At 38.8% G+C, this 23811-nt stretch carries 21 protein-coding genes and 2 pseudogenes; 19 read left to right on the top strand and 4 right to left on the bottom strand.

The features are described from left to right. Window positions 1-49: 49 nt before the first annotated feature. From galE to RG571_RS06425, 8 genes and pseudogenes are all read left to right on the top strand, one after another. Entirely contained in the window at window positions 50-1039 is a 990-nt protein-coding gene (gene galE, locus RG571_RS06460; protein WP_002338836.1) for a UDP-glucose 4-epimerase GalE, read from the top strand. 11 nt (window positions 1040-1050) lie between these two features. Further along, a complete protein-coding gene (gene galT, locus RG571_RS06455) occupies window positions 1051-2535 on the top strand; it encodes a UDP-glucose--hexose-1-phosphate uridylyltransferase (protein WP_002338835.1) in 1485 nt (494 codons plus the stop codon). Window positions 2536-2558: 23 nt separating this feature from the next. Beyond that, window positions 2559-3539 carry a LacI family DNA-binding transcriptional regulator gene (locus RG571_RS06450; RefSeq protein WP_002338834.1) on the top strand — a complete coding sequence of 327 codons (981 nt, stop codon included), beginning with the start codon at window positions 2559-2561 and terminating at the stop codon, window positions 3537-3539. Between the two features lie 193 nt (window positions 3540-3732). Then, on the top strand, window positions 3733-4455 hold the full coding sequence (gene tsaB / locus RG571_RS06445) for a tRNA (adenosine(37)-N6)-threonylcarbamoyltransferase complex dimerization subunit type 1 TsaB (RefSeq protein WP_308947563.1): 723 nt from the start codon (window positions 3733-3735) through the stop codon (window positions 4453-4455). Then, window positions 4439-4981 (top strand): ribosomal protein S18-alanine N-acetyltransferase, encoded by a 543-nt coding sequence (gene rimI, locus RG571_RS06440; RefSeq protein WP_002338832.1) that lies wholly within the window; start codon window positions 4439-4441, stop codon window positions 4979-4981. The genes tsaB and rimI (RG571_RS06440) overlap by 17 nt, the downstream gene beginning before the upstream one ends. Window positions 4982-4987: 6 nt before the next feature. After that, complete coding sequence (rimI, locus tag RG571_RS06435; RefSeq protein ID WP_002338831.1) at window positions 4988-5452, top strand: ribosomal protein S18-alanine N-acetyltransferase; 465 nt, start codon at window positions 4988-4990, stop codon at window positions 5450-5452. Then, window positions 5449-6465 (top strand): tRNA (adenosine(37)-N6)-threonylcarbamoyltransferase complex transferase subunit TsaD, encoded by a 1017-nt coding sequence (tsaD, locus tag RG571_RS06430; RefSeq protein ID WP_002308884.1) that lies wholly within the window; start codon window positions 5449-5451, stop codon window positions 6463-6465. The genes rimI (RG571_RS06435) and tsaD overlap by 4 nt, the downstream gene beginning before the upstream one ends. A 375-nt stretch (window positions 6466-6840) precedes the next feature. Further along, window positions 6841-7530: pseudogene (locus RG571_RS06425) on the top strand (CpsD/CapB family tyrosine-protein kinase). A 61-nt stretch (window positions 7531-7591) separates the two neighbouring features. Here RG571_RS06425 and RG571_RS06420 read toward each other — a convergent pair. After that, window positions 7592-8293 carry a Crp/Fnr family transcriptional regulator gene (locus tag RG571_RS06420; RefSeq protein ID WP_002338829.1) on the bottom strand — a complete coding sequence of 234 codons (702 nt, stop codon included), beginning with the start codon at window positions 8291-8293 and terminating at the stop codon, window positions 7592-7594. 460 nt (window positions 8294-8753) lie between these two features. Between RG571_RS06420 and arcA the strand changes: the two genes are divergently transcribed. The 4 genes from arcA to argS all read left to right on the top strand — a co-directional run bounded on the left by arcA (window position 8754) and on the right by argS (window position 14269). Then, window positions 8754-9983 (top strand): arginine deiminase, encoded by a 1230-nt coding sequence (gene arcA / locus RG571_RS06415; RefSeq protein ID WP_002308888.1) that lies wholly within the window; start codon window positions 8754-8756, stop codon window positions 9981-9983. 90 nt (window positions 9984-10073) lie between these two features. Then, entirely contained in the window at window positions 10074-11093 is a 1020-nt protein-coding gene (argF, locus tag RG571_RS06410; RefSeq protein ID WP_002288437.1) for an ornithine carbamoyltransferase, read from the top strand. Window positions 11094-11207: 114 nt separating this feature from the next. Further along, window positions 11208-12155 (top strand): carbamate kinase, encoded by a 948-nt coding sequence (gene arcC, locus RG571_RS06405; RefSeq protein ID WP_002313642.1) that lies wholly within the window; start codon window positions 11208-11210, stop codon window positions 12153-12155. Window positions 12156-12577: 422 nt separating this feature from the next. Beyond that, complete coding sequence (gene argS / locus RG571_RS06400; RefSeq protein ID WP_002335772.1) at window positions 12578-14269, top strand: arginine--tRNA ligase; 1692 nt, start codon at window positions 12578-12580, stop codon at window positions 14267-14269. A 179-nt stretch (window positions 14270-14448) separates the two neighbouring features. Here the strand turns inward: argS and phnX are convergent, their stop codons facing one another. The 3 genes and pseudogenes from phnX to RG571_RS06385 form a co-directional block, all read right to left on the bottom strand. After that, a complete protein-coding gene (gene phnX / locus RG571_RS06395) occupies window positions 14449-15234 on the bottom strand; it encodes a phosphonoacetaldehyde hydrolase (RefSeq protein WP_002338826.1) in 786 nt (261 codons plus the stop codon). After that, window positions 15227-16317 (bottom strand): annotated as a pseudogene (gene phnW, locus RG571_RS06390) (2-aminoethylphosphonate--pyruvate transaminase). The gene phnX and the pseudogene phnW overlap by 8 nt, the downstream one beginning before the upstream one ends. Before the next feature lie 219 nt (window positions 16318-16536). Next, complete coding sequence (locus tag RG571_RS06385) at window positions 16537-17016, bottom strand: arginine repressor (protein ID WP_002316352.1); 480 nt, start codon at window positions 17014-17016, stop codon at window positions 16537-16539. 358 nt (window positions 17017-17374) lie between these two features. Between RG571_RS06385 and rpsB the strand changes: the two genes are divergently transcribed. From rpsB to rseP, 7 genes are all read left to right on the top strand, one after another. Continuing rightward, window positions 17375-18157, top strand: coding sequence for a 30S ribosomal protein S2 (rpsB, locus tag RG571_RS06380; protein ID WP_002293880.1), 783 nt, complete (start codon window positions 17375-17377; stop codon window positions 18155-18157). Window positions 18158-18254: 97 nt separating this feature from the next. After that, on the top strand, window positions 18255-19136 hold the full coding sequence (tsf, locus tag RG571_RS06375) for a translation elongation factor Ts (RefSeq protein ID WP_258430384.1): 882 nt from the start codon (window positions 18255-18257) through the stop codon (window positions 19134-19136). Window positions 19137-19271: 135 nt separating this feature from the next. Further along, a complete protein-coding gene (pyrH, locus tag RG571_RS06370; protein WP_002293877.1) occupies window positions 19272-19994 on the top strand; it encodes a UMP kinase in 723 nt (240 codons plus the stop codon). A 2-nt stretch (window positions 19995-19996) separates the two neighbouring features. Further along, on the top strand, window positions 19997-20554 hold the full coding sequence (frr, locus tag RG571_RS06365; RefSeq protein WP_002293875.1) for a ribosome recycling factor: 558 nt from the start codon (window positions 19997-19999) through the stop codon (window positions 20552-20554). 194 nt (window positions 20555-20748) lie between these two features. Continuing rightward, window positions 20749-21561, top strand: coding sequence for an isoprenyl transferase (locus RG571_RS06360; RefSeq protein ID WP_002338824.1), 813 nt, complete (start codon window positions 20749-20751; stop codon window positions 21559-21561). Further along, on the top strand, window positions 21558-22358 hold the full coding sequence (locus RG571_RS06355; RefSeq protein ID WP_002308898.1) for a phosphatidate cytidylyltransferase: 801 nt from the start codon (window positions 21558-21560) through the stop codon (window positions 22356-22358). The genes RG571_RS06360 and RG571_RS06355 overlap by 4 nt, the downstream gene beginning before the upstream one ends. Window positions 22359-22518: 160 nt before the next feature. Beyond that, entirely contained in the window at window positions 22519-23787 is a 1269-nt protein-coding gene (gene rseP / locus RG571_RS06350; protein ID WP_002338823.1) for an RIP metalloprotease RseP, read from the top strand. Window positions 23788-23811 lie beyond the last annotated feature (24 nt).

Below are 23811 nucleotides of genomic sequence, written 5' to 3'. Positions count from 1 at the left end.
TTATATAGAATCAACAAACACAATTTCACTAATCAAAGGAGTGTTTTTTATGACAATTTTAGTACTAGGCGGAGCCGGCTATATCGGTTCGCACGCTGTAGATCAGCTAGTTAAAAAGGGGTATCAAGTCGCTGTGGTAGATAATTTACTCACAGGTCACAAACAAGCAGTACATCCAGCTGCTCATTTTTATGAAGGAGATATTCGGGATAAAGAATTTCTACGTTCCGTATTTGAAAAGGAACCGATTGAAGGAGTAATCCATTTTGCTGCAAGCTCTTTAGTAGGAGAATCTGTCGAAAAACCATTGATGTATTTTAACAACAATGTATACGGTATGCAAATCTTGCTTGAAGTCATGCACGAGTTCAACGTCAATAAAATCGTATTCTCTTCCACTGCAGCAACTTATGGAGAGCCGAAAGAGTCTCCAATCACGGAAAATACACCAACTAATCCTAAAAATCCGTATGGTGAAAGCAAATTGATGATGGAAAAAATGATGAAGTGGTGTGACCAAGCGTATGGCATGCGCTATGTCGCTTTGCGCTACTTCAATGTAGCCGGAGCAAAAGCAGATGCATCTATCGGAGAAGATCATACACCAGAAACGCATCTTGTCCCAATCATTTTACAAGTAGCTCTTGGTCAAAGAAAAGCATTGGCTGTTTATGGAGACGATTACGATACACCAGACGGAACATGTATTAGAGATTATGTTCAAGTAGAAGACTTGATTGCCGCACATATTTTAGCTTTGGAATACTTGAAAGAAGGAAACGAAAGCAACTTCTTCAATTTAGGCAGTAACAAAGGGTATTCGGTCAAGGAAATGTTAGAAGCAGCTAGAGAAGTGACGGGGAAAGAAATCCCGGCAGAAATAGCACCAAGAAGAGCTGGAGATCCTAGCCGATTAGTCGCTTCAAGTGAAAAAGCGAGAGAGATTCTGGGCTGGAAACCTGAATACACAGATATCAAAGAAATTATCAAAACAGCATGGGATTGGCATGTCAGCCATCCAAATGGTTATGAAGAATAGGGGAATGAGATATGTCAATCAGTCAAACGATTTGTGATTTTGCCACACTTGCGATCGAAGCTGGCGGATGGATGGAAATGGACCGCTTATATTTACAGAATCGTCTTTTAGGGATGGTAGGAGAAGACGCTCTAGAAAGCGTCGAAGTAAGACCAGTTAAGGAAGAATCAGTAGACTTATTGGATCAGCTTGTCGCTAAGGCAAGAGAAAATGGTGTTCTTTCAGAATTACCAGCAGAACAAGAGATTTTTGAAGCACAATTGATGGATTTTCTTACACCGCCGCCTTCCGTTGTCAATGCATTCTTTGCACAGCATTATTCGAAAAGTCCAGAGGAAGCAACTGATTATTTCTTTGATTTAAGTAAGAAAAATGATTACATCAAAACAAGAGCCATCGCTAAAAATATCAAATTTCCAGCAGAGTCAGCATATGGTGAATTGGAAATCACGATCAATTTATCTAAACCAGAAAAAGATCCAAAACAAATTGCGGCAGAACGTGAGGCAGCCAAAGTAGATTATCCTACATGTATGCTGTGCATGGAAAATGAAGGATATAGAGGACGCTTGAATTATCCAGCCCGCACCAATCATCGAATCATTCGAATGAATCTAGATGGTGAAAGCTGGGGATTCCAATATTCTCCTTATGCTTATTACAATGAGCATTCGATCATTTTATCAGAGCAGCACCGTCCAATGAAAATTTCAAAGGAAACATTTGTTAGACTGCTTCGGATTACTGAAGTCTTGCCTCATTACTTTGTTGGTTCAAATGCTGACTTGCCGATTGTTGGAGGATCGATTCTTTCTCATGATCATTATCAGGCAGGACGTCATGAATTTCCTATGGCAAAAGCACCGATAGAAAAACTCATCAAATTAGCAGATTATCCGCAAGTCATCGCAGGAGTCGTGAAATGGCCGATGTCTGTGATCCGTTTGCAATCAACAGATAAAGAGTTGCTGATTGAAGCAGCTAATTCAGTGTTGGAAAAGTGGAAAGAATATTCGGATGAAACAGTAGAAATCCGGGCTTTTTCAGCAGATGGTACACCACACCACACGATTACGCCAATTGCACGAAGAAGGGACAATTATTTTGAGCTGGATCTTGTCCTTCGAGACAATAATGTTTCAGATGAGCATCCTGATGGTATTTTTCATCCGCATAAAGATGTCCAACATATCAAGAAAGAGAACATTGGATTGATCGAAGTAATGGGGCTTGCTGTTTTACCACCTCGTTTGAAACCGGAACTAGCAGAAGTAGAGCGGTTCTTATTGGGAGAAGAGAACCAGATGCCTGAATATCATCGTCCATGGGCAGAACAGTTGAAAAAAGAGCATCCTGATTTGACGAAAGACGCGGTCACTGATGTTGTACAAAAAGCTGTAGGTCAGGTTTTTGCTCGTGTCCTAGAAGATGCTGGGGTGTTCAAGCGAGATGAAAAAGGACAAGCAGCGTTTGAACGGTTTACTGCGATTTTATAAACGGAAAAAAGGAGGAGAGACAAATGGCAACAATTAAAGACATTGCTCAGTTGGCAGGAGTTTCTCCTGCTACTGTTTCAAGAGTGCTCAACTACGATCCTGAACTTTCCGTCGGCTTAGCCACAAAGCAAAAAATTTTTGAAGCAGCGGAACGCTTGAATTATACGAAGCACCGCAAAAATGCAGCAAATGCTAAGCAAACCCTTCGTCTGATCCAATGGTACGATGATACAGAAGAACTTGAAGATCTTTATTATTTGTCTATTCGTTTAGGAATCGAAAAAAAGGCAGAAGAAGCAAACATTACTTTGTTGAAAGAAACGTGGGATTCCATTAGTGAGCTTCCAGCAGATGGAACGATCGCATTAGGGAAATTCGATGAAGCTCAGCTGTTGGATTTGAAACAATCCCAACAAGCCTTGCTTCTGGTAGATTCTGATGGCACTTCTCAAGGAATCGATTCTATAGTTGTCGATTTTAAGTCGAGTGTTCAAAAAGTCATTGAGCACTTTGTTTCCCAGAATGCACAACATATCGCTATGCTTGCTGGAACAGAATATACAAAGAAAAACCATCAGCGACTAAGGGATCCTAGAATCATGGCATTCCAACAAGTTTTAGCAGAAAAAGGCTACGACGAAGGTTCAATTATCGAAGCAGATTTTTCTGTCGAGTCAGGCTATCAAGCGGTTAAAAAATATTTAAAAACAAACGAGCAGATTCCTGACGCACTTTTTGCGGCTAATGATGCATTAGCGATTGGCGCGCTGAAAGCGATTCAAGAAACAGGTTTAGCGGTGCCAGAAGATATTTCCGTGATGGGTTTCAACGATGTCAGTGTAGCGAAATATGTGACACCCTCTCTTTCTACTGTGAAAGTTTATACGGAATGGATGGGAGAGCTAGCGGTGGAGACGATCCTTCAACTAAGTAATTCCAAAGCACCAGTTTCAAGAAAAATCATTGTGGAAACAGAGTTGATTGTTCGAGAGTCGACGAAATAAAAAAAGAAAAAGTTGTGGTAAAGTGTCGTGATACCGCAACTTTTTTTGTGTATGTAAGGAAGAAACTAGATTTGCCGGTCAGCAGATAATCATGTATCATTGTACTAGTTTTGCCTTTGATATTTTCATCATTGGAATAAAAAAGTATGCTACAATGGAAGGCGAGAATGTTATAGCAGAAAGGATCAAATATATGATTACATTAGGAATAGATACTGCAAATCAAACTTTGGCGATCGGTGTGGTGGAAGATAAACAAATTCTTGGGCAAATACAGACAAATATCAAACGCAACCACAGTGTGACGCTGATGCCTGCCATTGACCAATTGTTTGCAGATCTTCAAATGAGTCCCCAAGACATTGACCGAATCGCGGTTTCTGATGGTCCTGGTTCTTATACAGGACTTCGTATAGGTGTAACGACAGCGAAAACGATTGCTTATACACTAGATAAAGATCTAATAGGAGTATCTAGCCTGAAAGCCATCGCGGCTAATTGTGTCGGGGTGAATAAAATGATTGTGCCCATGTTTGATGCTCGAAGAAAAAATGTCTATGCTGGGGCATACCGCTGGAAAGAAAATAGATTAGAAACTGTACTTGAAGATTTACATATTGCTGCTTCTGATTTGTTTGCACAACTACAAGAGCTGAATGAAGCTATTTATTTCGTTGGGAGTGATTGTCATAAATTCATCTCTGAAATAAAAGAAATGCTACCTGATGCGATGATTAATACAGTTCCAGCATGGGATATCCCAAGTGGTGTGACTGTGGCTCAATTAGGTGCGTTGGATGAACCAGTTGCAGATAAACAAGCTTTTCTCCCTCGTTATTTAAAACGAGTAGAAGCTGAAGAGAAATGGTTAGAGACGCACACGCCTGGAGACGAAAGCTATGTTGAAAAAATTTAAAGCATATGCTAGAAGCCTTTTTCAAGATAAAATGATCTATGCAGAAAAAACAATCGAACAAATCGATCGTCGCTATATACTAAGAGAATTGACTATAGAAGATATCAAGGAGCTGTTGGATGTCGAACGAGAAGTCTATAATGGCGAGTTGCCATGGACAAAAAGTGCTTTTATGTCAGAGTTGAAGTCACCGCTCCCTCATCTATATTTAGGGATCTTTGATAATGGAAGAATGATTGGGTTTGTCGGTTCAAGGGCGTTCGGTTTAGATTGTCATATCACGAATATTGCTGTTCGACCGGCATATCAGCGTAAACGAATCGGTTCGCTGCTTATTGACGAAATCGAGAACTTTGCTATAATGAATCGCTGTGAGACGATGTCATTGGAAGTGCGCATGAGTAATCAGGATGCGCAAAGACTTTATCGGAAATTAGGGTTTCAAGCAACGACGATCAAAAAAAGATATTACACTGAAACAAAAGAAGATGCGTTGGATATGATAAAAATTTTAGAAAATGAGTGAGATTAGTTGATTTGCAGAAAAAAAGATTTTGATGAAGCATATTTGGCAGAATGCGTATGGGCAATTAGCGAAAATGCTTATCCATATGGCTCACCTTGGACGAAGATGCAGTTTTTGACAGATATCCAACAGCCCCACACAGATTATCTTCTTTTAGTTGAAGATAATCAGATCTGTGGTTTTGTCGGGTATTCGAAAGTAATGGATGAAGTCGAAATCACGAATATCGCTGTTGCAGTTTCAGAACAAGGAAAAGGCTATGCACGGCATTTGCTACATCTGCTGATTGCGGAACAAATAAAAGATTCGCTGCATGTTTTTTTAGAAGTACGTCTGTCTAATGAAGCAGCAAGAAAACTTTATGAATCAGAAAAGTTCCGTGTATTAGGTAAACGGAAATCATATTATCGCAATCCGACAGAAGATGCGATCATTATGAGCAGAAAGTTAAAAACGGAGACGATAAAATGAATGAAGAATTGATTCTGGCAATTGAATCAAGTTGTGATGAAACGAGTGTAGCGGTCGTTAGAAATGGAACAGAGATCTTATCTAACATCGTTGCTTCCCAAATAAACAGTCATAAACGTTTTGGCGGAGTGGTGCCTGAAGTAGCTAGCCGCCATCATGTAGAACAAATAACCTTATGCTTGGAAGATGCACTGGTAGAAGCTGGTGTATCGGCAGAAGATTTATCGGCAGTCGCTGTCACTTATGGGCCTGGACTCGTCGGCTCTTTGTTGATTGGTATTTCTGCAGCTAAGGCTTTTGCTTGGGCACACCAATTGCCTCTGATTCCTGTGAACCATATGGCAGGTCATATTTATGCCGCACGTCTGGTCAAACCATTCCAGTTTCCATTGATGGCACTTCTTGTTAGCGGAGGACATACAGAATTAGTCTATATGCAAGAAGATGGATCATATGAAATCATTGGGGAGACAAGAGATGACGCAGCAGGAGAAGCTTATGACAAAGTTGGAAGAGTCTTAGGTCTTTCATATCCAAGCGGAAAAGAAATCGATCAGCTAGCTCATCAAGGAAAAGATAATTATCATTTTCCACGAGCAATGATCCATGAAGATAATTATGATTTCAGTTTTAGTGGATTAAAAAGTGCATTTATCAATTTGGTGCATAATGCACAACAGCGTGGAGAAGATCTAGACAAAAATGATTTAGCAGCTAGCTTTCAAGCAAGTGTGATCGATGTATTGATTACTAAAACACTTCGAGCTTGTCAAAATTATCCAGTCAAGCAACTGGTTGTAGCTGGAGGTGTGGCGGCCAATCAAGGGTTGCGTGAAGGATTGCAAGCTGCTCTGTCAGCTAAACTCCCTGAAGTAGAATTAGTGATTCCGCCTCTGAGACTTTGTGGAGATAATGCTGCAATGATTGGAGCAGCAGCACATGTGGAAATGCAAAAAAGAAATTTTGCCAGCTATCAGTTGAATGCTGATCCAAGCTTGGTTTTATCTGAATAAATGAAAGAGAGTGTGAAAAAGCTGCCTTGCATCAAGTTATAAGAACAGCAAAGAAAAAACAGCTTCACATGTTTTTGACTTGGTTGAACTTATTACCGTAGATGCAAGCTTTTGAACACTATTTATTGTAATAAGGGTTGTGGCAGATTTTTGTCACAACCCTATTTTTTGCCTATTTTTAATTTTTTATGTTATTTAAATTTATGAGATAACTTGTTTTAAAAATGTTTTATGCTGATATCTGTAATAAAAAATAGTTATTATATAAATTGTGTTCGTTTTTTTCCTGTGCTATGATTAATTCAATAAATCATAGGATTTATTCGTGTACATAGAAAGTCTGAATATAAAATGAAAAAAGAAAGTAGAGAGAATATGAAGAAAAAGAAAATAGCTGCCTCTCCGGTTCCTTTAGTTGCACTAGCTGATCAATCGATTACTGCCGAGAAATATTGAACGATCCGGTCCAATATCCAGTTTGCAGCGATTGATCGTGAATTGAATACATTGGTCATCACTTCTTCCGGCCCAGATGAAGGGAAATCTATTACTGCCGCTAATCTAGCAGTAGTTTTTGCAAATAGTGGAAAACAGGTCTTACTTGTAGATGCCGATTTGAGGAAACCAACTGTAGCATTGTCTTTTCAATTGCCGCATAATGAAGGATTGAGTAATTTACTTAGTGAGCGTGAACGGATAGCGGACGATTACATAACTGAAACACATATAGAAAATCTTTGGATCTTGCCCAGTGGTCCAAAGCCGCCCAACCCTTCGGAAGTTTTAGGGACGAAAAGAATGGAAGAGATAATAGAGGAACTGATACTTGACTTTGATCTGGTCATCTTTGATATGCCTCCGGTAGCGACTGTAACGGATGCTCAAATCCTTGCAGCAAAAACGGATGGAACGCTACTTGTTGTCAGAGAAAGAAAGACAAAGAAACAAGAGTTGTTAAAAGCGAAAGAACTGTTGCAGATTGCAAAAGCAAATATATTAGGTGTAGTTTACAATGGAACAAAAAAAGAGAGTGATCTCACTTATTATTACCAATCATTTGAATAGACGAAACAAAAAGAAACAGCGACCCCGATAAATATCAGGATCGCTGTTTCTTTTTGTCGCGTTATTCTCTCAAAGCTGGAGTAGTAGCGGTCTTACAGAAAGTAAAATGCTTTTTGTGATAATCTAACAGTCCTGAATCACGTAGTTGTTTGATTACTTGTCCAGCAGTTTCACGTGTCGTACCGCTATTCACTGCTAATTCTTTTAAGGTAATTGGATAAGGAATGGTGATATGGCCGTCTTCTGTTGGTACGCCAAGTTCTTCTTTCAAAATGAATAGATTTTGTTTCACTCGATCAAAAGCACTGGAGGTTAATCCAATTTGGATACGTAATTCATGTATTTCGACTACTTTAGAAATTTTTTGGATCATATAGATCAGTTGTTCAGGATTTTTTCGTGCTAATTTTTCATAGTAGGAAACAGGAAGATAGAAAGTTTCGATATCAGTCATCGCTTGAGCTGTATAAGTGTAGGTATCTTCTCCAAACATTTCTGACATAGGAAAAAGGTTATTGGTAGTCACGTAATCATAATAATAATAGGTGGCACTTTCATCGTAACGTTCTAAACGAACAAGTCCTTTGGTCAAGATATATAACCGTTGTCTAGGATCTCCATCATCAAAAAGGATTTGTCCTTTCTTATAGGAACGAAGAACAGTATGTTCCTTGATCTGTTGGAACTCTTCATCCGAGAAATGTTCAAAATCAGGTTGATATCTGAGTTTTGAAAAGTGAAAATCGATTTTATTAACACGCATTAAAAAGTCCTCTCCTTATTGTTCACTATAGTTATTGTTACTTTTTTTAAAGAATTTGTAAAGTTTTAACACATCTGGATTAAACATAAGTTTTAATACTTTACAAATAAAATTTGTTATTATGTAAAAAATATACATCTACATTGAATAATTTATTTTGAAGATAAGTATTTGTGTATAAAAAACAATAATAATACATATAGCAAACGATAACAATGTTAATATAGTTTATTTTTTTGATTTATTCAAAAAAATTTTTTAGATGAATAAATATTTTTTTGGAAGTGTATACAGAATAAAAAATGAATAAATTACGCTTAAAATTAGAAAAACGTTTAATTATTTAATTATCGAATATTAATGTGAGGGATGTCTCATTTTGAATGAGACAAAATTGTGAAAGTGATTACAAAAGGAGGCTATCCTATACATGTAATCAAAAAGAAGGAGGCAACACAACATGGATAAACCTATTCACGTTTTCTCTGAAATAGGGAAATTAAAGACAGTTTTACTGAAACGGCCTGGACAAGAAGTGGAAAATTTGACACCAGATATTATGGATCGTCTGTTGTTCGATGATATTCCATATCTTCCGATTGCTCAAGAAGAGCATGACAACTTTGCAAAGACCTTGCAAAACGAAGGCGTCGAAACTCTTTACTTGGAAAAATTAGCAGCAGAAGCGATTGACGCAGGCAACGTCAAAGAACAATTCTTGAATAAAATGTTGGATGAATCTCATATCGCATCGAATGCAGTAAGAGATGGTCTTCATGAGTTCCTTCTATCAATGGAAACACAAGAAATGGTAGATAAAATCATGGCTGGGGTTCGTACAAAAGATATCGAAGTACGTTCTAGCAGCCTATATGATCTTTCAGCAGACGACGACTATCCATTTTACATGGACCCAATGCCAAACTTGTACTTTACACGCGACCCTTCCGCATCAATGGGAAATGGAATGACCGTCAATAAGATGACTTTTGAAGCACGTCGTCGTGAATCGATGTTTACAGAATATATTTTGAAACATCATCCAAGATTTGCCAATAAAGGGATCGAAGTATGGTTGGATCGTGAAAATCCTGATCATATCGAAGGTGGAGATGAATTAATCTTAAGCGACAAAGTAGTAGCAGTTGGGATTTCTCAACGAACAAATGCAAAAGCTTTAGAAAAATTAGCACGCCATCTATTCGCAAAAAATTCAGGATTTGAAAAAGTATTAGCAATCAAAATCCCGAACAACCGTGCAATGATGCATTTGGACACTGTATTCACAATGGTAGACCATGACAAATTCACTATCCATCCAGCAATCCAAAGTAAAGACGGTAAGATGGATGTCTTTACAATCGAACCCGATGGTGATGATATCAAGATCACTCATTCAGATAACTTACACGAAACGATGAAAGCTGCTCTTGGATTAGATGATCTTGTATTGATACCAACTGGTAATGGGGATGAGATCGTTGCCCCTAGAGAACAATGGAATGACGGATCCAATACATTGGCAATCGCTCCAGGTGTCGTAGTCACTTACAATCGGAATTACGTATCGAACGAATTGCTTCGTAGCTATGGTATCAAAGTGTTGGAAATCAATTCAAGTGAATTGTCACGAGGTCGTGGCGGTCCACGTTGCATGAGCCAACCACTTGTCCGTGAAGACTTGAAGTAGTTTATAACCTGACGACAGTCTTACTGTCAGCTGTCGTCAGGATTTCCTCTTTAATCTTAAATAAAAACAATCTAAAGGAGAATGTTTAATATGAAAGAATCAGTATTCCAAGGAAGAAGTTTATTAGCAGAAAAAGATTTTACAAAAGAAGAGTTACAATATTTGATCGATTTTTCAGAACACTTGAAAGACTTGAAAAAACGTGGGATCCCACATCACTATCTAGAAGGAAAAAATATCGCACTTTTATTTGAAAAAACATCTACACGTACTCGTTCTGCATTTACCACTGCAGCAATCGATCTAGGCGCACATCCTGAATACCTAGGTGCGAATGACATCCAATTAGGTAAAAAAGAATCAACAGAAGATACAGCTAAAGTGTTAGGTCGTATGTTTGACGGAATCGAATTCCGTGGTTTCAGTCAAAAAATGGTAGAGGAACTAGCAGAATTCTCTGGCGTTCCAGTTTGGAATGGCTTGACTGACGAATGGCATCCAACACAAATGATCGCTGACTTTTTAACTATCCAAGAAAACTTTGGAACTGTAGAAGGTATCACTGTTGCATACTGTGGAGATGGTCGAAACAATATGGCTAACTCTTTATTAGTAACAGGTGCAATTTTGGGAGCAAACATGCGTATCGTTGCACCAAAAGAATTACAACCTGAAGAAGAAATCGTCAAAATGGCAGAAGGTTTTGCTGAAAAATCAGGGGCACAATTGATGATTACCGACGATGTTGATAAAGGTGTAGACGGAGCAGACGTGCTTTATTCTGATGTATGGGTATCAATGGGTGAAGAAGATAAATTTGAAGAACGGATCAAATTGTTGAAACCTTACCAAATCAATATGGAAATGGTAGAAAAAACACACAATACAGATCGTTTGATCTTCTTGCACTGCTTACCAGCTTTCCATGATACAAACACTGTTTACGGTGAACAAATGAAAGAACGCTTTGGCATCACTGAAATGGAAGTAACAGATGAAGTCTTCCGCAGCAAATATGCTCGTCAATTTGACCAAGCAGAAAATCGTATGCATTCAATCAAAGCAATCATGGCAGCAACATTAGGTAACTTGTTTATCCCTCGCGTTTAAGCATAACCACATTCATCTCACGAAAAAACGAGTCAGCATTGAGGGAAAATCACAAAACGCTGGCTCGTTTTGTTATCTAGAAAATTCAGGAGAACTGAAGAAAGGACGAATGAAATGGCCAAACGAAAAGTAGTTGTCGCTTTAGGAGGCAATGCCATCTTGTCTACGGATGCAAGTGCAAAAGCCCAACAAGAAGCGTTAATGGAAACAGCAAAGTATTTAGTGAAATTTATCGAACAAGGAGATGAACTAATCATCTCTCACGGAAATGGTCCGCAAGTCGGCAACCTATTGATTCAGCAGCAAGCTGCTGATTCTGAGAAAACACCAGCAATGCCTTTAGATACATGTGTCGCAATGACGGAAGGGTCAATCGGCTACTGGCTCCAAAACGCGATGGGTGAAGTACTGAAGGAAAAAGGAATCGATAAAGATGTAGTTTCTTTAGTCACTCAAGTTATTGTGGATGAAAATGATCCTTCCTTCAAAAATCCAAGTAAACCAGTCGGCCCATTCTACACGGAAGAAGAAGCGAAAGAACAAATGAATGCTGATTCTACTGTGACATTCAAAGAAGACGCTGGACGTGGATGGAGAAAAGTAGTCGCTTCCCCTAAACCAATCTCGATCAAAGAAGCACGTGTCATCGAAACGCTAGTCGAACAAGGAGTTATCACGGTGTCTGTCGGCGGTGGCGGGATTCCTGTTGTAGAAACAGCGACCGGATTAGAAGGGCGAGAAGCCGTGATCGATAAAGATTTTGCTTCAGAAAAATTAGCCGAAATCATCGACGCGGATTTGCTGATCGTTTTGACAGGTGTAGACAATGTGTATGTCAATTACCAAAAACCGGATCAAAAGAAACTAGAAACTGTTACTGTTTCAGAAATGAAACAATACATTGATGAAAAACAGTTCGCTCCAGGAAGCATGCTTCCGAAAGTAGAAGCAGCCATTGCATTTGTTGAAGCAAAACCGAACGCTAAGGCAATCATCACTTCTTTAGAAAATATCGAAAATCTTTTAGCTTCTGAAGAAGGAACGATTATCGTAGCTGATTAATTTGTTAAGTCTTTCGTATTTACGAAATGATTTATAACTATCCAGGTGGTATTTCTTCTCCTTTAGGCCATCTGGATTGTTTTTTTTATTAGAAACGACTAGCCTTTCGTTTTTTTTTCTGATATAATTCAAGAAAGTTTAATAAGATTAAGATTTGTTGAACAAGAGAGTACTTGTATCATTCTTGGCTAGCGAATTCGGAAGTGGTGGAAGCCGAATGAAGGAGATACAACGAAGCGCACTTGGAGAATTCTGTTTTAAACAGACGGTCGTCTACCGATATCAGATGGAGCTGGTCCTTTTTTAGGACAATTGGAGTGGTACCGCGGGAAATCTCGTCTCTAATGATGGCATACTAAGTATGTCGTCATTAGAGATTTTTTTTGTTGAACAAATAAGAGAGTATTTTAGGAGGAATAAAGATGAATAATAAAGATCTTGTCGCAAAAGCCGTCTATGACATTGTCAAAGACGATTTGACACTTGAACAAGTCGAACAATTACTAGAAAATCCAAAATCAGCCGAACACGGGGATGTGGCATTTCCAGCCTTTTCATTAGCAAAAGTTTACCGAAAAGCGCCACAGCAAATCGCTGCAGATTTAGCAGAAAAAATCGACTCTGCCAACTTTGAAAAAATCGAAGTGGTTGGACCTTACTTGAACTTTTTCATGAATAAAGAACTTATCAGCAAAAAAGTTTTGCAAACAGTAGTGAAAGAAAAAGAACATTATGGGGACAGCAATATCGGGAATCAAGGAACCGTACCGATCGATATGTCTTCTCCAAATATTGCAAAACCAATCTCAATGGGACATTTACGTTCGACAGTTATCGGTAATTCGATTGGCTTCATTATGGAAAAAATCGGATACCAGCCAATCCGCATCAATCATTTAGGTGACTGGGGCACGCAATTCGGAAAACTGATTGTTGCTTATAAAAAATGGGGTTCAGAAGAAGCGGTCAAAGCAGAGCCAATCAATGAACTGCTTCGTTTGTATGTCCAATTCCATGAAGTAGCTGAAACAGAACCGGAATTAAATGAAGAAGCTCGTGCTTGGTTCAAACGTCTAGAAGAAGGCGATGAAGAAGCTATCCAATTGTGGCAATGGTTCCGTGATGAATCGATGAAAGAATTCAACAAAATCTATGATCTACTGGAAGTACAGTTTGATTCATTGAACGGTGAAGCTTTTTATAATGACAAAATGGATGAAATCGTCGAACTTTTAGAAGAAAAACATTTGCTGAACGAAGATAAAGGTGCGGAGATCGTTGACCTTTCTGCTTACGACTTGAATCCAGCATTAATCAAGAAATCAGATGGCGCGACACTATACATCACACGTGACTTAGCTGCCGCATTGTATCGTAAACGTACCTATGACTTCAAACAATCTCTATATGTAGTAGGGAATGAACAAAGTTATCATTTCAAACAATTGAAAGCTGTTTTGAAGGAAATGGGCTTTGACTGGTCTGACGACATGCACCATATCCCATTTGGTTTGATCACACAAGGTGGTAAAAAATTATCAACTCGTAAAGGAAAAATCGTCTTACTAGAAGAAGTATTGAATGAAGCAATCCAATCTGCTAAAGAGCAGATCAGCGAGAAAAACCCTGATTTAGAAAACAAAGATGTTGTAGCTAAACAAGTAGGGGTTGGGGCAGTCATCTTCCATGATTTGAAAAACGATCGTCTCAATACATTTGACTTCAACTTAGAAGAAGTTGTTCGTTTTGAAGGAGAAACTGGACCTTATGTGCAATATACACATGCTCGTGCAGTCAGTCTGTTGGAAAAAGCAGGATTCGTCCCTTCAGAAACAGCAGACTATGCGTTGAATGACGATATCAGCTGGGAAGTAGTCAAATTGGTTCAAAAATATCCTGAAACAGTCTTATCCGCTGGGGAAAAATATGAACCTTCAGTGATTGCGAAACATGCAATCAAATTAGCACAGGCATTCAACAAATACTATGCTCATACGAAGATTTTAGCTGACGATGAACAAAAAGAAGCACGCTTAGCTTTAGTGTATGCAGTGACTGTATTATTGAAAGAAGATCTTCGTTTGCTAGGACTTCATGCCCCAGATAAGATGTAAGAAAAAAAGAATGTGAAATCAGTGTTCAGCTCCGAGTCACAAGGAACAATTTCAAAAAACAGCTTCTCATGTTTGTTGGATATTGTGACTTGTGACCGAGGAATTGGCAGGAGAACACCGTTTATTCGCAATAAGGGCTGTGACAATATTTTTGTCACAGCTCTTATTTTGTATAAAAGTCATTCTGGATTCTTGTCAGCGCACAAAATGTACTCTGTTAACTCCTTCAAGTTATTTACGCAAAGATCAGCACCAGCTTGTTGGAATCTAAGTGCAACAGACTGTTTTAAGCGATCTTTTTCCTCCATCTCTATTTGTTGGTATGCATCATATGAAAGTCCCATCAGCGAACTACCTTCAATCATACCTACTGTAAACACCCCAGCATTTTTCCCTTCTTGGATATCTGAGACCGTATCTCCGACTTTGATTACTTCATCAACCGACTTGTTTTTGAAATATTGTATGTTTTTATGAATCATATAAGGAAATGGTCGCCCATATCCTTCGACGTCTTCAGAAGTTGCCATGAAGTCTGGTGAATACCCTTCTTTTTTTGCGGTTTCTGCTACGATTGCCATCATAGGAGCAGTAAATCCAGTCGTGGAACCAATATTGATCCCAGCGCTTCTCAACTGTTCGATCGTTTCCAATGTGTCGGGTTTCAAGGTAGAATGTTGGGCCAAATCTTTAAACAGATAATGTTCAAATTGCTGATACAATTCCTCCACCTCTTTTTCCTGAGGTAGTTGTCCATGAATCGCTATCCATTGTTCTTTGACAGAAGGGAGGGAAAGAAGCTGTTGGATATGATCCCATTTTAATTTTCCCATCGGTTCGCGGATCTCTTTGTCAGTCAGTTGGATCCCTTTTTCTAGAAAAGCATTTCTAAAAGCGTGGACAGGAGCCATACAGCCAAAGTCCACAGTTGTTCCTGCCCAATCAAAAATTACAGTTTTAATCATTAATGTTCTCCTTATAGTCTTTGATAATTGCTGTCAGTTCTAAAATGTCTTCTGGATAAATCTCGCCAATATTACCGATACGAAAACATTCATGATCGCTGATTTTCCCAGGATAGATCACAAATCCGTTTTGTTTTAAATGCTGATAGAAATGATTGAAATCAAATCGCCAGTCTTTAGGGTAAAGAAAAGAGGTATGAATGGCCCCTGATACTCTTGGATGAAAGGCTGGAACCCCATCTCTGTCATTTTTTGTCGTAGCACATGATTATTGGCGAGATAACGTGAATATCGAGTTTCGATCCCTCCTTCTAGCTCTAGTTCCTTCAATGCCTGTTGAAAAGCCAAAACCGTATGAGTAGGGGAAGTGAAACGCCATTTGCCATTCTCGTTTTCCATCACGCGGTACTGGTCATACAGATCAAGTGACAAACTTCGACTCGCATTTTTTCGCTTTTCTAGTTCCACTTTATTAGCAAGTACAAAAGAAAAACCTGGAACACCTTGAATACATTTATTTGAGCTAGAAATCAAAAAATCGATCCCTAGTTCCGCTACATGAATCGGTATCCCACCAAAGCTAGACATCGCATCTACTATGAACAAAAGATCTCTTTCCTGTGTGACAGCAGCAATTTCTTCCAAATCATTTAAAATACCGGAAGTAGTCTCGCTATGGACCATTGCAAGTGCGGAGATAGACGGATTCTCTTCAATCAACTGTGTAATCATATGTGCTTGGGGGATTTGGTGTTCAGGTACTTCATAAACTGCATAGTTTAGTTGCAGACATTTGCACATGGCAATCATTCGTTGACCGTATGCGCCATTTGAACAAATCAGTAAAGTATCTTCTGGTCTGATCACAGAACTTAAAACAGATTCTACCCCAAAGGAGCCGCTGCCTTGCATCAAGACCGTTGTGTATAGTTCTTCCGGTACTTGAGCAAGCTCCAGCAATTTTTTTCTTATCCATTGTGTCATCTCTTTGTATTCTTGATCCCAGGTACAATGATCGGTCAGCATCGCTTTTTTCACTGTTTCAGAAGTCGTTAATGGTCCAGGCGTTAATAATTTATACATGCGATTTCCTTTCATTTCTTTTTTATTGACATACACAAAGAGCAAGACTCTGCTCTTGCTAACATCCAATATAAATGATGAGTATTGTGATTTAATCAAAGTTATGAAAAGTTTAAATAAAAACTGATGTATTTTTGTAAAGAGTGTAAAGGTTTATTTAACAAGGAAAATATTGAAAATAAAAAAACACGCATTCCTTATTAGGAACACGTGTTCTGATTAAAAAAGTGATACTTCAGTCGGATGGTGAAGAAATTCTTCTACTCGTTTTGCATCCTCCTCATTTTCTGAGATGATCATGATCGTATCAAATCCAGCAATCGTACTGACGATAGGAGGAGGCTTGATCTCATCTAAAACAGATGCAAATAAATGAGCATTGTCTGGCAAGGTATTAACGATTGTCAAAAAGTGGACTCGTTCGACTTTCAACACAATGTCCTCAATCATTTGAATCAGCCGATCCTCTTCTTCAGTCTTAGTATCAGGAGTACCTTTTTCGCGAAACAACACAAAGCGGGAAATACCGTTTTCATCAGGTGCTTTCACGATTTTCAGATCACGTATATCTCGAGAAATCGTTGCTTGCGTTGCGGTAACGCCATAATGCCCAAGTTTGTTTAATAGTTCTTCTTGCGTACGGATCGGGAATTCTTCAATGACTTGTTTAATCAGCAAATGTCTTTGAGCTTTGCGCATTTTCTTTCTCCTTTACGAAAGATTTCACATGTATCATAACAAAAAAAAGAAGGATTGCCCAATAATATTCGTCTTTTATATCTAAAATTATTTTATGGAAAAAAGAGAATAAAGAAACAAAGAGAAATCTACTGTTTTTCTTGAATTCTTTTTGTCTTTCAGGTAAACTATTGAATGTTGAGCAGAAAAGTACATTTGCTCTTGCGATACGGATCTTTTGTCTGTATAATAGCTGAGGGTGCTTTATGCATCAGCAAATCCACATTCTTATTGGATTGTCGGTAGGTGCTTGAAAAAGTTTGCCGGCAAGGTAGAAGATAAGAAGAGGGAAAATAAAACCAAATCGGAGGAAACAAACATGGCAGTAATTTCTATGAAACAATTACTAGAAGCCGGCGTACACTTTGGTCACCAAACTCGTCGCTGGAACCCAAAAATGAAGAAATATATCTTCACAGAAAGAAACGGAATCTACATCATTGACTTACAAAAAACAGTTAAATTAGTAGATGCAGCTTATGATTACATGAAGAGCGTTGCTGAAGAAGGCGGCGTAGCATTATTCGTAGGTACAAAAAAACAAGCACAAGAAGCAATCAAAGAAGAAGCAACTCGTGCAGGACAATACTTCGTTAACCATCGTTGGTTAGGCGGAACATTGACAAACTGGGATACTATCCAAAAACGTATCAGCCGTTTGAAACAAATCAATGCAATGGAAGAAGATGGAACTTTTGAAGTTCTACCTAAAAAAGAAGTTGCTGGTTTGAACAAAGAACGCGAACGTCTTGAAAAATTCTTAGGCGGTATCGCTGATATGCCAAGAATCCCAGATGTAATGTACATCGTTGACCCACGTAAAGAACGTATTGCTGTTCAAGAAGCACACAAATTAAATATCCCAATCGTAGCTATGGTTGATACAAACTGCGATCCAGATGAAATCGACGTAGTAATCCCTTCAAACGACGACGCAATTCGTGCCGTTAAATTGATTACTTCAAAAATGGCTGATGCTTTCATCGAAGGAAACCAAGGTGAAGATCAAGTAGTTGAAGAAGATTTCACAGAAGAAAACACAGCAACATCAATCGAAGAAATCGTAGATGTTGTTGAAGGCGACAATTCTTCAGCAGAATAATTTTGAATGATGGAGCTGTTTCAAAGGCTGGGCGACAAGCCTCACTCTCCTTTGAAGCAGCTTTTTTTAAAAAGAACACACACAGGAGGAGTTAAACATGGCAGACGTTACAGCTAAAATGGTAAAAGAACTACGCGAAATGACTGGCGTAGGAATGATGGATGCGAAAAAAGCATTAGTTGAAGTAGAAGGCGATATGGAAAAAGCAGTTGATCTTTTACGTGAAAAAGGAATGGCAAAGGCTGCAAAGAAAAATGACCGCATTGCCGCTGAAGGATTAGCTTCAGTTGCTGTGAAAGGTAACACTGCAGCAATCGTTGAAGTAAACTCAGAAACAGACTTTGTATCTAAAAATGAAATGTTCCAAGACTTAGTAAAAGAAATCGCAGAACTTGTTGCTGAAAATAAACCAGCAGACATGGAAGCTGCAATGAAAATCAAAACAGATAAAGGAACGATTGAATCTGACTTGATCGAAGCAACTCAAGTTATCGGAGAAAAAATCAGCTTCCGTCGCTTTGAAGTTGTAGAAAAAGACGACAATGCTGCATTTGGCGGATACTTGCATATGGGCGGACGTATTGCTGTATTGGCTGTTCTAGACGGAACAACAGATGAAACAGTTGCAAGAGACGTAGCTATGCACGTAGCAGCTATCAATCCTCGCTATGTAAACGAATCACAAATTCCAGAAGCTGAATTAGAACATGAAAAAACTGTTCTTACAGAACAAGCATTGAATGAAGGCAAACCAGCGAATATCGTTGAAAAAATGGTAGAAGGACGCTTGAAGAAATTCAAAGCAGAAATCGCTTTGGTGGACCAACCATTCGTTAAAGATCCTGATATGACTGTTGAAAAATACGTTGCTTCAAAAGGCGCAACTGTCAAAACATTCGTACGTTTCGAAGTTGGCGAAGGTATCGAAAAACGCGAAGATAACTTTGTAGAAGAAGTTATGAGCCAAGTGAAAAAATAATTCTGTTGAATGACAGACGGGAACGCACGCTTTGTGCGCTCCCTTTTTTTAAGCAAAACAAGAAAAAACAGGCTTAGCGTGTCGAAATCATCTAAGTATGGTAAAATGGCAATAGAAAATATTGGAGGAATGAACATGGTCACACCGAAATATCAGCGTGTAGTCTTAAAATTGAGTGGAGAAGCTTTAGCTGGGGATGCAGGATTTGGAATCAAACCACCAGTAATCAAAGAAATCATCCAAGAAATCAAAGAAGTTCACGAACTGGGCGTTGAAATGGCAATCGTTGTGGGCGGCGGAAATATCTGGCGCGGACAAATCGGAGCACAAATGGGCATGGAACGTGCTCAAGCTGATTACATGGGTATGTTAGCTACAGTTATGAATGCCTTAGCTTTACAGGATACGTTGGAAAACGTGGGTGTACCGACACGCGTGCAAACTTCGATTGAAATGCGTCAAATCGCAGAGCCATACATTCGCCGTAAAGCAGAACGTCATTTAGAAAAAGGACGGATTGTTATTTTTGCGGGCGGTACCGGCAACCCGTACTTCTCGACAGATACAACGGCAGCATTACGCGCAGCAGAAATCGGCGCAGATGTTATCCTGATGGCTAAAAACAATGTAGACGGTGTTTATTCTGCTGATCCGAAAGTAGATGCAAATGCAGTGAAATTTGAAGAACTGACTCATCTGGAAGTGATTGCTAAAGGATTACAAGTCATGGATTCAACTGCAAGTTCACTAAGCATGGATAATGACATTCCATTGCTTGTCTTCAATTTAAATGAACACGGAAATATTCGCCGGGCAATCTTAGGCGAAAATATCGGAACGACTGTAAGGGGGAAATAAAAATGGCAGATGCAATTATGACAGAAGCAAAAGAAAAAATGAAAAAAGCAGCACAAAATCTTCAACGTGAACTTGGGCAAATCCGCGCAGGCCGCGCGAATGCTAGCCTTTTGGATCGAATCACTGTGAATTATTACGGTGCACCAACTCCATTGAACCAAATGGCGTCAATCCAAATCCCAGAAGCACGTGTTTTAATGATCACGCCTTTTGACAAGAGCATTCTTCAAGATGTTGAAAAAGCTATTATGGCAAGTGATATCGGAATCAGTCCTACCAATGATGGAAATGTTATTCGTTTGGTTATCCCGCAACTGACAGAAGAACGCAGAAAAGAATTAGCTAAAGATGTGAAAAAAGAAGCAGAAAATGCAAAAATCGCGATTCGTAACATCCGTCGTGATGCGATCGACGAATATAAAAAACAACAAAAAAATGGTGACATTACCGAAGATGATTTGCGCGGACTAGAAAAAGACGTACAAACATTGACAGATAACAGCATTAAAGAAGTAGATAAGATCGCTGCTGATAAAGAAAAAGAATTATTGGAAGTTTAATAAAACCATAAAAACAGAGGGGCGGATCATTCCGCTTCCTCTGTTTTTATTTATGTTTTTTTTATTTAAAGATTAAAAAAAGAAAAAATTATTCAGTTTTTAAATAAAAAAACAATGATTTCATAGGAAAAACGTTTAGATATTGCTATAATACTTAAGATAGTGGGAATCTTTTAAGTATAGGAGGAAAAAGAATGTTACGTTTTTTTCCGCAAAAAAACAAATATATTCAAGAAAAAAGCGAATTTCAATTTAATGCCGATGGACCAATTCCTCAACACGTTGCCATCATCATGGACGGCAATGGTCGTTGGGCGCAAAACCGGCGTTTGCCAAGAGTCGCTGGTCATAAAGAAGGTATGGAAACAGTAAAGAAAGTTACAAAGAAAGCATCAAGGCTTGGAGTGAAAGTATTGACGCTTTATGCTTTTTCGACTGAAAACTGGAAGCGACCAAAAGATGAAGTAAGTTTTCTCATGCAACTACCTGTCGACTTTTTTGATACGTTCATACCAGAATTGATCAAAGAAAACGTCAAAGTCCATGTCATGGGGTATGAGAACGTGTTACCAGAACATACGCAAGACGCTGTAAAACGTGCAATTGAGCAAACAAAAGACAATACCGGAATGGTGTTAAACTTTGCTTTGAATTACGGAAGCAGAGCAGAAATCGTGACTGCAGTCCAAAAAATTGCTGAAGAAGTAGCAAAGGGAGAAATACAGGCAGAAGAAATCGATGATGAATTGATTGCCAACCATCTAATGACAGGTTTCTTGCCCAAAGAATTACAAGATCCTGAGTTGATGATCCGTACAAGCGGAGAAGAACGGATCAGTAATTTTCTGTTATGGCAGATTGCATATAGTGAATTGTATTTTACAAAAGCACTTTGGCCTGATTTTGACGGTGCGCATCTTGAAGAAGCAATTGCCTCTTATCAAAATCGAGATCGTCGATTCGGCGGTGTAAAAAAAACAGAAAATGAGAAAGGGGATCAGTCATGAAACAACGCGTAATCACAGCAGCCGTGGCGCTTGTCTTGTTTATTCCGATTATATGGATTGGGGGCATAGCGGTTGAGCTTACCGCAGCAGTCTTAGCTGTGGTAGGAGTTTATGAGCTTTTCCGGATGAAAGGATTGACTCTCCTAAGTTTTGAAGGAGTTTTATCCGCTATTGGTGCAGTGCTCCTTGTCTTGCCAAAAGAAAGATGGTTCTTCTTTCTTCCAGAGAACGTCAGTACATTTATGCTATTTTATCTTATCGTTATGATCCTTTTAGGGACGTCAGTTATTTCTAAAAATACGTATACGATTGATGAAGCAGGTTTCCCAGTACTTGTCAGTTTGTATGTAGGAATAGGCTTCCAGAATTTCGTCAATGCACGAACAGAAAGTTTAGCTGTTTTGATTTTTGGTCTGTTTATTGTTTGGGCAACTGATATTGGTGCTTATATGGTTGGCCGTCGTTATGGACAACACAAGTTAAGTCCGGATATTTCACCGAACAAAACGATTGAAGGTGCGCTAGGTGGGATCGGAAGTGCTGTTGTAGTCGCATTTCTTTATTTATTGTTGTATCCAGCAAAAGAACTATTCAATCATGGTATGTTTGTCATGCTTCTGATGACGATTATTTTTTCGGCAGTCGGACAATTTGGCGATTTGGTCGAATCAGCAATCAAACGCCATTATGATGTGAAAGACTCAGGAAATATCTTACCGGGCCACGGAGGAATTTTAGACCGTTTCGATAGCTTGCTGTTTGTATTCCCTATCATGCATTTATTTGGCATTATTTAGTAAGTATACCTGCGTTTCTTTGTGATTTTCATAAAAGACGCAGGTTTTTGTTTCTCATTTTATTGATACTATTGGTGTCTTAGGTATACTATGGTAAAATTATAGTGTTTTAACGTTGTTTAAAAAAACACACAAAAAACAAGTAAAGGAGAAAAAAGCTATGAAAACGATACTAACATTTATCATTGTTTTTGGTATATTAGTGATTGTTCATGAGTTTGGTCATTTCTTCTTTGCGAAACGATCAGGAATCCTCGTTCGCGAATTTGCTATCGGTATGGGTCCGAAAATTTATGGGCATCAAGCAAAAGACGGGACAACATATACGCTTCGCCTATTACCTATTGGCGGTTATGTTCGAATGGCAGGCAATGGGGATGATGAAACAGAAATGGCACCAGGTATGCCTCTTTCTCTTTTACTAAATTCTGACGGCATCGTAGAGAAGATAAATTTAAGTAAGAAAATCCAATTGACAAATGCTATCCCGATGGAATTGAGCCGTTATGATTTAGAAGATGAGCTAACTATCACTGGTTATGTGAATGGGGATGAAACAGAAGTAGTGACCTATCCTGTCGATCACGATGCGACGATTATTGAAACCGACGGAACAGAAATCAGAATTGCACCAAAAGATGTACAGTTCCAATCGGCTAAACTGTGGCAGCGTATGCTGACCAATTTTGCCGGTCCGATGAATAACTTTATCTTGGCAATCGTGTTATTCATTATTCTTGCATTCATGCAAGGCGGTGTTCAAGTGACAAATACTAATCGTGTAGGAGAGATTATCCCTAATGGTGCTGCGGCAGAAGCAGGCTTAAAAGAAAATGATAAGGTAGTTAGTGTGGACGGTAAAGAAATCCACTCTTGGAACGATTTGACAACAGTCATCACGAAAAATCCAGGTAAAACATTAGATTTTGAGATCGAACGAGAAGGTAAGATGCAATCTGTCGACGTGACACCGAAATCTGTAGAGTCAAATGGCGAAAAAGTTGGCCAACTTGGCATACAAGCCCCAATGAATACAGGTTTTATGGATAAGATCATCGGCGGAACACGTCAAGCTTTTAGCGGTTCATTGGAAATTTTCAAAGCCTTAGGATCACTGTTTACAGGTTTTAGTTTAGATAAATTAGGCGGACCTGTTATGATGTACCAATTGTCTTCAGAAGCAGCAAACCAAGGTGTAACAACTGTTATTGGTTTGATGGCGCTTCTTTCAATGAACCTGGGAATCGTCAATCTGCTTCCAATCCCTGCCTTAGATGGTGGGAAATTAGTGTTGAATATTTTTGAAGGGATTCGTGGAAAACCATTAAGTCAAGAAAAAGAAGGAATATTGACATTAGCTGGCTTTGGATTTTTAATGTTGTTGATGGTGCTAGTTACATGGAACGATATTCAACGATTCTTTTTCTAGAAAAAGTTGACAAATAGGGTATAA

Source organism: Enterococcus sp. FR204 (genome assembly GCF_031143325.1).
In the GTDB taxonomy this organism is placed as follows: Bacteria; Bacillota; Bacilli; order Lactobacillales; family Enterococcaceae; genus Enterococcus_B; species Enterococcus_B faecium.
This window is presented reverse-complemented; position numbering and strand designations above follow the sequence as displayed.